At 35.0% G+C, this 12,565-nt stretch carries 6 protein-coding genes and 1 CRISPR repeat array; all 6 genes read left to right on the forward strand.

Annotation, left to right across the window (positions count from 1 at the left end):
• The first annotated feature begins 1,913 nt into the window (after positions 1 to 1,913).
• The 6 genes from AC2H4K_RS14375 (at position 1,914) to AC2H4K_RS14400 (ending at position 12,532) form a co-directional block, all read left to right on the forward strand.
• The gene (locus AC2H4K_RS14375; RefSeq protein ID WP_493742538.1) at positions 1,914 to 2,528 is read left to right on the forward strand and encodes a fumarylacetoacetate hydrolase family protein; all 615 of its coding nucleotides are present in this window, start codon (positions 1,914 to 1,916) and stop codon (positions 2,526 to 2,528) included.
• 482 nt (positions 2,529 to 3,010) lie between these two features.
• On the forward strand, positions 3,011 to 7,327 hold the full coding sequence (cas9, locus tag AC2H4K_RS14380; protein WP_281139850.1) for a type II CRISPR RNA-guided endonuclease Cas9: 4,317 nt from the start codon (positions 3,011 to 3,013) through the stop codon (positions 7,325 to 7,327).
• Positions 7,324 to 8,244: a type II CRISPR-associated endonuclease Cas1 gene (gene cas1 / locus AC2H4K_RS14385; protein ID WP_281139849.1), complete on the forward strand. Its 921-nt coding sequence runs from the start codon at positions 7,324 to 7,326 to the stop codon at positions 8,242 to 8,244. The genes cas9 and cas1 overlap by 4 nt, the downstream gene beginning before the upstream one ends.
• Before the next feature lie 14 nt (positions 8,245 to 8,258).
• Positions 8,259 to 8,603: a CRISPR-associated endonuclease Cas2 gene (cas2, locus tag AC2H4K_RS14390; protein WP_493742539.1), complete on the forward strand. Its 345-nt coding sequence runs from the start codon at positions 8,259 to 8,261 to the stop codon at positions 8,601 to 8,603.
• A 96-nt stretch (positions 8,604 to 8,699) separates the two neighbouring features.
• Positions 8,700 to 11,401: a CRISPR direct-repeat array (repeat unit 46 nt; unit sequence CCTGTGAATCATCCATAAAATTAAGGAACTGAAAGCAATTCACAAC).
• Positions 11,402 to 11,774: 373 nt separating this feature from the next.
• Positions 11,775 to 12,104 (forward strand): YegP family protein, encoded by a 330-nt coding sequence (locus AC2H4K_RS14395; protein WP_281139847.1) that lies wholly within the window; start codon positions 11,775 to 11,777, stop codon positions 12,102 to 12,104.
• 281 nt (positions 12,105 to 12,385) lie between these two features.
• Positions 12,386 to 12,532 (forward strand): hypothetical protein, encoded by a 147-nt coding sequence (locus AC2H4K_RS14400; RefSeq protein WP_281139846.1) that lies wholly within the window; start codon positions 12,386 to 12,388, stop codon positions 12,530 to 12,532.
• Positions 12,533 to 12,565 lie beyond the last annotated feature (33 nt).

Here is a 12,565-nt window from a genome sequence, read left to right on the forward strand (position 1 = left end):
CGACCGTGTCGGAATTGGGTTTGAGCTGCTTTCTCTTTATTATTTGAAGTGTCATTCTGAATTTATTTTAGAATTTGTTGTTTGTGTGAAAATGAGATGCTGAAACTAGTTCAGCATGACAGTACAGAGATGAGATTGCTTCGCTTTGTTCGCAATGACGGTAGCAACTTAAAGATTGTTTCGTTTGTTTCTTATGTTCATTTTTATTCGTCGATATTCATTGTTTAAGAACTCATGATGTGCTACGCAATTGAAAGACCAAACCCTTCGACTTACGTTGTAAGGTATCTTCATTCAAAATATATTTTGAATTCGATAATGCTCAGGGCAGGCTACTAAAAAAGTCTATTACTGTCGGTAGGTATTTTCAATAGCACTGTCGTGCTTTTGAAACCATAATCAAAATCCTAAATAGCGTCCAAGGCTTCCGCTATTTTTAACGTATTTTGATTATATATACTTACGACAGCGGGTTCCGACGCTGTCGGAATTGGGTTTGAGCTGCTTTCTCTTTATTATTTGAAGTGTCATTCTGAATTTATTTCAGAATCTATTGTTTGTATGAAAATGAGATGCTGAAACGAGTTCAGCATGACAGTATAGAGGTGAGATTGCTTCACTTTGTTCGCAATGACGGTGGCTTTTGGTGTTTAGTGTTTTGTTTTTAGTTTTTGGTGTTTCGTCACTTCGAGTGATTTGTAAGGTACGAGCAAATTGTATCGAGAAGCTGTTTCGTGTTGTGTCATTCTGAATTTATTTCAGTATCTAAATTTAGTTTGTTTCTTATGTTCATTTTGTATTCGTCCATATTCATTGTTTAGGAACTCATGATGTGCTGCGCAGTTCTTGATACAAAACGAACCAAAAAATCAAGACTGCCGATGATTTCGCTAAACATATTGTTTGCTACGGCACAAAAATGGTGGTCATTGTTTTAGTGAAAACATAGGTCTATTTGTTAATTTGTATCTGTTGATTGTTTGTTCGTTATCAAGATTTTTGTTTAACCCTACGCTTCACTACATGTTTTACGCTAAATAATCGGAGGTCGTTTGTAAATGCATAGGGTATTTATGGATAGATTGTTTTGTTTGTTTCTTCTTGTTCATTTTTATTCGTCGATATTCATTGTTTAAGAACTCATGATGTGCTACGCAATTGAAAGACCAAAAACGAACCAAAAAGTCTATTACTGTCGGTAGGTATTTTCAATAGCACTGTCGTGCTTTTGAAACCATAATCAAAATCCTAAATAGCGTCCAAGGCTTCCGCTATTTTTAACGTATTTTGATTATATATACTTACGACAGTGGGTTCCGACGCTGTCGGAATTGGGTTTGAGCTGCTTTCTCTTTATTATTTGTAGTGTCATTCTGAATTTATTTCAGAATCTAAATTTAGTTTGTTTCTTATGTTCATTTTGTATTCGTCCATATTCATTGTTTAAGAACTCATGATGTGCTACGCAGTTCTTGATACAAAACGAACCAAAAATTACTCAAGATATATTTATTTTATTGATTTCGTGAATCTTTGATTTCAAAACGATTTATAGGAAGTTGCAAAGCACCATTCGCTAATAATTGCTTATGTTGTAGTATAATTGGTGATTGCTCTTCAGTCCTAGCTTTGAATTCTTAAGATTGATGGAGCTCATTACTTCTGAAAATCGTTGGTTCCGACCGTGTCGGAATTGGGTTTGAGCTACTTTCTCTTTATTATTTGAAGTGTTATTCTGAATTTATTTCAGAATCTATTGTTTGAATGAAAATAAGATGCTGAAACAAGTTCAGCATGACAGTAGTTGTTTTAGATTGCTTCGTTAGTAACTACAATACAATAAAAAAAATCATTGTACCAGAATCTTACATTATCTATCTTTAGTGCCTTAAAAAACTAACCCATAATTCCTCATGAAAATAATAGGCATAGGCAAAAATTACGTAACAGAACCTTCAGAAATAGACGCTCTAAAAACAGGTGCGCAAACCATATTTACAAAGCCAGAATCTAGCTTAGTCACCAACAACCAAGACATACCGTTTCCTGGTATCACCAATCAACTGGCCTATGAGGTAGAGTTGGTCGCCAAAATAGGCAAGCAAGGTAAGGCCATTGCTTTAGAAGATGCCGATGCTTACATTTCGGAGATTGCTGTTGGTATAGATTTCACAGCAAAAGACGTCCTTAATGCTAGTAGAGAACAAAAAGGCCCTTGGGCTTTGGCCAAAGGTTTTGATGGTGCCTCACCAATGTCGGCATTTAAGCCTATCGCGGAGTTTAAGAACTTAGCGGATATCAACTTTGATCTTAAAATCAACAATGCGCAAACGCAAATCGGTAACACCAGTCTTATGATTTATACCTTTGCAGAAATCATTTCGTACGTCTCTTCATTTATGACCTTAGAACCAGGAGATCTTATCTTTACAGGTACACCAGCAAGTGGTACAGGTTTGGTGGAAAAAGGCGATCACCTACAAGCCGCTATAGAAGGCGAGTTGTTGCTAGATTTTAAGCTGGTGTAGGCTCTCTATTCAAAAGACTACCAAATAAGTATAACGTTAGCCCTTGCACAATCAAGGGCTTTTTTATATATTTAGAATCCCTTAATTAATTAACAGCGACTCTTGCCTGAGGAGCTTTTTTACATAACTAATTAATTCTTTGTTTAAATTTATTGGTGCTACTTTTCTATAAAAGTAGAGTGACTTTTATGATATGTTCCCGAAAATAAACATGTCTCTTAGAGTATACCTAAGCACTTAAAATTTAGCGATGTGATAAAAAAAACGACACTTGTTATACAAATGCCGCTTTAAATGTTTTCACAACGGAATAATCCTTATTGTGAATTGCTTTTATGGTAAACCGTAAAATAAAAATGAAATGATGGGATACTTTTAAAAAAAGTAACGACTACCTAGGCAGTCGTTTAGAATTTTCTGTGGCTTTTAAGCCTTGTTGTGAATTGTCTTTCAGTGACACTAAATTAAGAAAAAAATATAATATGGCAAAATTGGGTTTAGATTTAGGAAGCTCTTCATTAGGTTGGGCAATTAGAGATGGGGAAGAAATTTCTAAAAAAGGAGTGATAACATTTCCCTCAGGAATGGTTAAGGGGCAAGGTGGGTATAGCTCGCCTACGAGAGATAGAAGAGAAGCACGCTCTAAACGAAATCTTATTAGGGCTAGAAAATACAGGAAATGGAAGTTACTTGAAATTCTATGTAAAAATAGTGAATATGTGCCTTTAAATATTTTACAGTTAGAATCTTGGAGCAAGTATAAGAAAGGGCAGGTAAGAATGTTTCCTGAAAATGAAAAATTTTTAAGCTGGTTGTCATGTGATTTTTCTTACCAAGGAGGCAAAAAGTATAAAAATCCATACGAATTGAGAGTAAAGGCACTAGACGAGCCATTAACCAAGCATGAATTTGGAAGGGTTTTATACCATCTCGTCCAAAGAAGAGGGTATAAGGACATTGGGGAATCTGATAAAGAGACCGAAACTCAAATTAAAAGAAGAGGTGAAAGTGGGTTTCAAAAAGCACTTGATAATAACCGAACCATTGCTGAAGCCTTAAAAAACGAATTTTTAGACAAAGGTATTAGAGCACGAAATGAATATCCTTACAGAGAGGAATACCAAAACGAACTTGAATTAATTTGTAAAGCACAAGGGTATAATGTTTCCAGAGATGGCAAATATGGCTATCACGACCAATTTGTACTGAGCCTGTGGAAATCCATTATTTGGCAACGTCCTTTACGTTCCCAGAAAGGAGCCATTGGAAAATGTACGTTAGAACCTTCAAAATTAAGATGTCCTGTCTCTCATCCAATTTTTGAGATTTCAAGAGCTTGGCAATTCATAAATACCATAAAGTATTATGATAAAGATGATGAAAAACAAAGCTTGCCTCAAGATTTAAGGGAATTGCTTTTTAATGATGTTTTTATAAAAAAGGACAATTTTAAGTTTGAAGATATAAGAAGGTATTTAGACAAAAAACTTAAGCAAAAAACAAAATACAATTACCCTTTAAGCAAAAAAACAGGAAAGTACGAAACAAGTGTTTCGGGTATGCCTTTTTGTAATGGGATAATCAAAATATTAGGAGAGTTGGTATATGACTCTCTAATGAATATTGAGAATTACCATATGGGCAATGCACCAAAAATTATAAAAGGTTATTCCATTTTGGATATTTGGCATGCCGTTTTTGATTTTGACGAAGAATACCTAGAAAGTTTTGCAATTGAGAAACTTAACATTGAGAATGTTACTGTTAAGCGCAATAAGAAAGAAGTGTCTTTATCGCCATTAGTTATTCTAAAAAATAAGCTAACTGTAGGTTATGGCGACCTAAGCTTAAAGGCACTGAAGAAAATCATTCCGTTTTTAAAGCAAGGTTATTTGTATAATGACGCGGTTATGTTGGCTAAGTTTCCGGAATTAATGGAGAATGAATGGGAATATCAAAAAGGAACCATCCTAAAACTGGCTAAAAGCAGCCGTGAGTTATATAACTGGCATAAAATGATTGTTGGAATTACCAATAATTTAATTGATGCTTATAAAGGAGAGGTGGAAGACTGGAGGGAAACTGGAGAACCAGTAAGAGCATGGAAAGATTTTGAGTACCTACTCACCGAGGAAGATAAAAGGGACATAATTAATGCTTGTATGGGTTATTTCGGTAAAAATTCTTGGGATAGAAGAGAAGATAAAGAGACCATTATCAATGAAGTAGGGAAGGAATACCAAGAATTTTTCTTCGATTCTAAAAGGGCATATCGAGAAGTGTCTACATTGACTAGTTTGTTCAGTGAAGCACTATCAAAACATGGTATAAACTTAAACGGAGAATTATACCACCATTCCAACAGAAAAAATATATATGGTACTAAAGTAACCGACAAAAATACAGGCAAAGACATACTACCTATACCATTGATAGACAGTATAAAAAACCCAATGTTCAATAAATCCATGAGCATTTTAAGACGTTTGGTTAATGAGCTTATTCTAGAAGGGGAAATAGATGAAGATACTGAAGTGGTGGTTGAAGTGGCAAGAGAACTGAATGATAACAATAAGAGAGCAGCTATTGAACGTTATCAAAATGAACGACGAAAAAAACGGGAAAAAATCAGAGCTTTCCTTGAAGAGTTTAAGACTAAGGAAAACAAATCATTTAATGTTGAAGAGCGTATTCGTGATTTTGAATTGTGGTGTGAACAATCCTTTGAAGAGACTTTTGATGAATCAGGAAAGAAAATTGTCAACAAGAGAAACAGTGAGATTTTAAGCGAAAAAAAAGCTATTAGACGATATGAATTATGGATGGAGCAAAAAGGACAATGTATGTACACTGGAAAAATGATTTCCATTGCTCAATTGTTTTCAAGTGATATTGATGTGGAGCATACTATTCCAAGAAGTCTATTACCAGATAACACAATGGCAAACCTTACAGTTTGCTATGCTAAATACAATAGGGACGATAAAGGAAAATTAATGCCTTTCTTTTGCGAAAATTATGAAGAAGATGTAGCGGGTAAAGGTACTGCCATAAAACCACGCTTAAGGGAATGGGAAAAAACTAGGGATAATTACAAGTCCTTATTCGAAAGCAGGCTAAAGTCCACTGGAAACGAAGATGAGGCCAAAAAGAGCAAGCGTATCCAAGAAAAGCATTACTACAGGATGCATTATGAGTACTGGAAGAATAAAGTAGAGCGATTTACAACTGATGAGGTAAAAGATAGTTGGGCAAGAAGACAATTGGTAGATACGCAAATGGTAAGTAAGTATGCACGAGAGTTTTTAAAGACATATTTTAAAAAAGTAGCGGTACAAAAAGGGGAGGTAACTGCTCAGTTTAGAAAAATATATGGTTTTCAGGAAACCGATAAGATAAAAAGCAGGAATAAGCATACACACCATGCTATTGATGCTGCTGTGCTTACACTCATACCAGTTAACAGTAGCCGAAGGGATGCCTTGTTGGATAAGATGTATAAGATGGAAGAAAGAGAAGGTAAGCAATTTACCACTAAACCTTTCGATTCATTTAACTCGCAAAAATTAATAAATAGCATTGAAAACCAGATACTTATTGTTAATTATGAAAAAGATAAAATCTTGCAACAGACTATAAAAAATGTAAGAAAGCGTGGCAAATTACAGTATGTGAAAGACAAATGTGAAAATTTTGTGACAGATGAAAAAGGGGAAAGAATCATAAAAAAATCACAAGGTGATACTGTTAGAAGTACTTTGTACAAACAAACATTTATAGGGAAGATAAGAGATGTAGAACGTTATCCCGACGGTCAACCAATACGTGAAAACGGAGATTGGAAATACAAAACAGGTGAAGATGAATTTATGTTTACCGAACGTAAACCATTAAAAGATGTGCTGTCTAAAGTGGATGATATTATAGACCCTGTCATTAGGGAAATAATAAGAACTCAAAAAAGTCAAGCAACAGACCCTCAAGGTAATAAAATAAGACATGTTAGGGTAAAATCAAAAGCAGGGCAAGTTGTAAAGCAACGTGTCAATTACCGTTCGGAACATGAGCATAAGAACTATTATTATTCAGCAGCAGGTTCAATTCCTTATGCTGTAATGCTTCAAAAAAACATAAATGATAAGATTGAGCGTAAAATGATTCCGGTGGCTTCTTTTGAGGTTTCCAAGGTGTTTATGGCGCATAAAAAGTTCTCACCAGAGTTGTATATGGAAATGTTTCATCCAAATTTAAGTGGTTACCAAGACACTAAATTATTAAAAGTTGGACAAAAGGTTTTGATGTTGAATGACGACAGTGAGTATGAACAAAGGGAAGATGTGGAGTTTCAAAAGAACAGACTCTATCGTATAACCCAATTTGCAAATGATGGAAAAAGGATTATGCTTCAATATCATTTAGAGGCTCAAGCTATAACAGATGTAAGAAAAAATGTTAATGAACAAAAACACAAAATATTAACAAGTGAAGAGGTGAAAATGGGCATATCTAAAATACTGGAAAACACCACTATAACGAATTTAGCTGATAGAAAGAAAGATTTTGAAAAACGAAAATACAATTTTAACGATAGGTTAAATAAGATCGAGAGTGTTTCTGACAAGTTGATAAAAGAGCAAGTAAAAAAGATGATTAATAATTATCAAACAGAATATTCATCATTTCCAGAAAACATAATTCCATCTTTTTTAAAAATCTCAAATAATAATTGGAACTTTCTTTATGAAAATTATGATTTTGAGGTTTCGATATTAGGTAATTTAATTTGGCTTAGTAAATGATAAAACGCACCCTCTTTTTCGGCAATCCCGCCTATCTCAGTACCAAAAATGAACAATTGGTGGTTAATTTTCCTGAAGCGGATAAAAAAGAGGTGATCCTACCTATTGAAGATTTGGGTTATGTGGTATTGGAAGATCCACAAATTACCATTACCAATGGGTTGCTTATGAAGTTGGTACAAAATAAAACAGCCGTTATTACTTGCGATAAGCAGCATTTGCCTTGTGGTTTTTTGCAGCCTTTAGTGGGACATAGTGAGCAGACCGAACGTATGCGTCATCAGCTTAATGCTAGCGTACCTTTAAAAAAGAATCTGTGGCAACAAACTGTTACGGCCAAGATAGATAACCAAGCTCAACATTTTTTGGCACGAGGGAAAAATGCGCTGCGTTTAAAGCGCTATGCTAAAGATGTTAAAACAGGGGATTGGAACAATCAAGAAGCCTTAGCTGCTGCATATTATTTTCAGAATTTATTTGATATTGATGGGTTTAGTCGTAACCAAAAAGGTGTACCACCCAATAACCTGCTCAATTATGGCTATGCCATTTTACGTGCGGTTACGGCAAGGGCATTGGTGAGTAGTGGCTTGCTGCCATCGGTTGGTATTTTTCACCATAATAAATATAATGCGTTTTGTTTGGCAGATGATGTTATGGAGCCTTATAGGCCCTTTGTAGATGTTTTGGTTTACGATATTGTAGAAACAGGGTGTAATTTAGAGGGTCTTAATACCAATATAAAGTCTGATTTGTTGATGATCCCAGCTATGGATGTGGTCATAGATGGTAAGCAAAGTCCATTAATGAATGCCATGAGCCGTACCACAGCGAGCCTTTACGAATGTTTTGAGGGGAGTCGTAGAAAAATACTATATCCAGAACTTAAATCGTCTCTAGAAACTTTTGCCAATTAATATGAATATCAATTATGGATTCTTATTTAACCCGACTCAACCAATATAGATGTATGTGGGTATTGGTGTTTTTTGATTTGCCTACCGAGACCATTACAGAACGTAAGACAGCTACACGTTTTCGCAAAAATTTGCTCAATGATGGGTTTGGAATGTTTCAATTTAGCATCTACACAAGGTTTTGCCCTAGTAGAGAAAATGCAGCAGTACACATTAAGCGCACTAAGAACGCTCTTCCTAAAAAGGGCAAGGTCTGTATAATGCAAATAACCGACAAACAGTTTGGGATGATGGAACTATTTCATGGCCAAAATGAAGCCGATTTAGAACCCCCAAGCCAACAATTAGAATTGTTTTAAACGAGTGACTGTCCCCTCGAGGGGACTTTAGGGGTGTTTTTGCTAATTTCTATAAGCTTCGTAAAAAACAGGATACCAGCTTTTTATAGAAAGTATCCTGTGAATCATCCATAAAATTAAGGAACTGAAAGCAATTCACAACATACAAGTCTTTGGAAACGATGCGGATAACCCTGTGAATCATCCATAAAATTAAGGAACTGAAAGCAATTCACAACCAAAAACCATTAAAAGGAAAATACAATAGTCCTGTGAATCATCCATAAAATTAAGGAACTGAAAGCAATTCACAACAATTCCTCAATCCATGTATCAGACCAAAACCTGTGAATCATCCATAAAATTAAGGAACTGAAAGCAATTCACAACTACTTTTAGTTTACTGTATAAGCGACATAACCTGTGAATCATCCATAAAATTAAGGAACTGAAAGCAATTCACAACGAATCTACGCCACAAATAGGCGACGAAATACCTGTGAATCATCCATAAAATTAAGGAACTGAAAGCAATTCACAACTGATTTAAATAAATTACGACCATATTTTCTCCTGTGAATCATCCATAAAATTAAGGAACTGAAAGCAATTCACAACGGACTAAACCAAGAACTCACCGAGCAGGTTCCTGTGAATCATCCATAAAATTAAGGAACTGAAAGCAATTCACAACCAGTATGCAGTACACTCTTACGAAGATAGACCTGTGAATCATCCATAAAATTAAGGAACTGAAAGCAATTCACAACGACTTAGGTACATAAACCTTCTGTTTAAACCTGTGAATCATCCATAAAATTAAGGAACTGAAAGCAATTCACAACTGGTGGGGTGAAGAAGCTAACCAAAAAAAGCCTGTGAATCATCCATAAAATTAAGGAACTGAAAGCAATTCACAACTGTATACAAGTCTTTGGGCTACGTCTAACACCTGTGAATCATCCATAAAATTAAGGAACTGAAAGCAATTCACAACCCGCTTGGTGTTATTGGTGAATTTAAAAGACCTGTGAATCATCCATAAAATTAAGGAACTGAAAGCAATTCACAACCCAGACATAGCAGATGGTGACTATGCTTATCCTGTGAATCATCCATAAAATTAAGGAACTGAAAGCAATTCACAACGACAGCTCAAAGTTAACTACGAGGTTTTCGCCTGTGAATCATCCATAAAATTAAGGAACTGAAAGCAATTCACAACCTAATATATGATTACCTGCTCTCTATGATACCTGTGAATCATCCATAAAATTAAGGAACTGAAAGCAATTCACAACTGTGTCCTTTTTGACATACCCACTTTACGGCCTGTGAATCATCCATAAAATTAAGGAACTGAAAGCAATTCACAACTGAAACTTACAAATCCGCATTGTTGTAATGCCTGTGAATCATCCATAAAATTAAGGAACTGAAAGCAATTCACAACATAGAATATATTACTGTGCAGTGTGTAAATCCTGTGAATCATCCATAAAATTAAGGAACTGAAAGCAATTCACAACTGAAACTTACAAATCCGCATTGTTGTAATGCCTGTGAATCATCCATAAAATTAAGGAACTGAAAGCAATTCACAACCCAATCTTTGACAATGCTTTTTTAATGATCCCTGTGAATCATCCATAAAATTAAGGAACTGAAAGCAATTCACAACCGATGAATTGCTGAACATGTTTATCATTACCTGTGAATCATCCATAAAATTAAGGAACTGAAAGCAATTCACAACTTAATGGCAATCACTGTTCAAGAAACTATACCTGTGAATCATCCATAAAATTAAGGAACTGAAAGCAATTCACAACTTTGGCAGATGCTAATTACGCAGCGGGTGCCCTGTGAATCATCCATAAAATTAAGGAACTGAAAGCAATTCACAACATATAGTAGAGTCTATATAAGACTAACAAACCTGTGAATCATCCATAAAATTAAGGAACTGAAAGCAATTCACAACCGCACATCATTTCATAATAAAAAAGTAGGTCCTGTGAATCATCCATAAAATTAAGGAACTGAAAGCAATTCACAACTAATGATAATCGTGTTAGTCAAGTTGAGATCCTGTGAATCATCCATAAAATTAAGGAACTGAAAGCAATTCACAACGTTTCATAAATAACTGATGCCCTGTATATGCCTGTGAATCATCCATAAAATTAAGGAACTGAAAGCAATTCACAACGTTAATGCTATCTTTAGATATTTCGGTTTTCCTGTGAATCATCCATAAAATTAAGGAACTGAAAGCAATTCACAACAAAGAACAAAAGGATGTTCCATCGCTTAAACCTGTGAATCATCCATAAAATTAAGGAACTGAAAGCAATTCACAACAATGCTTCTATTGCAGAGATATTCTTTAGTCCTGTGAATCATCCATAAAATTAAGGAACTGAAAGCAATTCACAACCAACAGTTGCTATAAACTATTATTCGCACCCCTGTGAATCATCCATAAAATTAAGGAACTGAAAGCAATTCACAACGTACCAGAATAACGGAACCGTTTTCCTTTCCTGTGAATCATCCATAAAATTAAGGAACTGAAAGCAATTCACAACAGAGTTTATGCAGCTTCAACACAACATTCACCTGTGAATCATCCATAAAATTAAGGAACTGAAAGCAATTCACAACACCGATGGTGAAGCTCCTAGCGGTGGAGAACCTGTGAATCATCCATAAAATTAAGGAACTGAAAGCAATTCACAACAGCCACAAGCATAATCCAAAGCTCTGCACCCCTGTGAATCATCCATAAAATTAAGGAACTGAAAGGGATAAAAAAAACATAGCAACATCACATAAATAAAATAGATTCCGTGTTAAGCATAGAATGACAAAGGAATAATTTTAAAACAACAGAAAGATTGCCACGCTCGTTCCTCACTCGCAATGACATTAGCCTTGTCATTCTGAACTAGTTTCAGAATCTCATAGTGTATAAAAAAACAGGTTGACACTCTTTTTTCCACACTTTCAATGACTTTATGGTGTGCTCGCCATGACAGTATCGAGAACAAGCAAAACAACTTAGTATACTATTTGTAGTACTAACTATCCTATACTGAATTTGCTTTAGTAAGTTGACATCTCATTTAAGTACAATGATTTACCAATAAAAATAACTATCTTAGGACATCTTATAAAATAATAAACAGCATGGGAAAATTTGAAATGTACACAGACAAAAGAGGGGAATTCCGCTTCCGATTAAAAGCATCAAATGGGCAAAATATTTTAGCTAGTGAAGGTTATAAAGCTAAAAGCAGTTGTGAAAACGGTATCAAATCAGTAAAAACTAATGCTACAGACGATAGTAAATATGAGCGCCTAGTATCAAAATCTGGCGCCCCTTACTTTAACCTTAAAGCATCTAATGGGCAAGTTATAGGTACAAGTGAAACATACTCATCAAACAGCGCTATGGAAAATGGTATTACATCAGTAAAGAACAATGCACCATCTGCCACAATAGACGATTTAACGTAGTCTTGTTGTATTAAAAAAATAGAAAATAAAATACGTCTTCGACAAGCTCAGACTGACAGTAAGGTGAGATGAGATGCTGAAACAAGTTCAGCATGACAGTCGCTAATTTGAGATTGCTTCACTGTGTTCGTAATGACGTTATGGTGTCTCGCAATGCCGGTTAACCACTCCTTAATGTTAACACAATGCTAAATCTTTGATTTTAAGTGAAATTAAACCACAATTAGGCATCCAAACCGATAGGAATTTCGTAACTATAGTATTAACGAAAAAACAAGACTATGAAATTTCCACAATTCTTTCAGAACAGATGGCAAAAGTCCAAGACTAGACCACAACCAGATGCTACAAAAGCAGATCAAAAAAACGCAACGACTAGAATCTCTAAAGGATTTTCTAAAGAAGAGTTAGCATTTTTATTTATCTAGCCGCTGGCTATCAGTATGTATATAAAGCCTATG

The organism is Winogradskyella sp. 266wxhm (genome assembly GCF_058964685.1).

Bases quoted from the DNA above. Each gene is read 5' to 3' on its own strand.
- AC2H4K_RS14375 (WP_493742538.1), top strand. From the start codon at position 1,914: ATGAAAATAATAGGCATAGGCAAAAATTACGTAACAGAACCTTCAGAA.
- cas9 (WP_281139850.1), top strand. From the start codon at position 3,011: ATGGCAAAATTGGGTTTAGATTTAGGAAGCTCTTCATTAGGTTGGGCA.
- cas1 (WP_281139849.1), top strand. From the start codon at position 7,324: ATGATAAAACGCACCCTCTTTTTCGGCAATCCCGCCTATCTCAGTACC.
- cas2 (WP_493742539.1), top strand. From the start codon at position 8,259: ATGGATTCTTATTTAACCCGACTCAACCAATATAGATGTATGTGGGTA.
- AC2H4K_RS14395 (WP_281139847.1), top strand. From the start codon at position 11,775: ATGGGAAAATTTGAAATGTACACAGACAAAAGAGGGGAATTCCGCTTC.
- AC2H4K_RS14400 (WP_281139846.1), top strand. From the start codon at position 12,386: ATGAAATTTCCACAATTCTTTCAGAACAGATGGCAAAAGTCCAAGACT.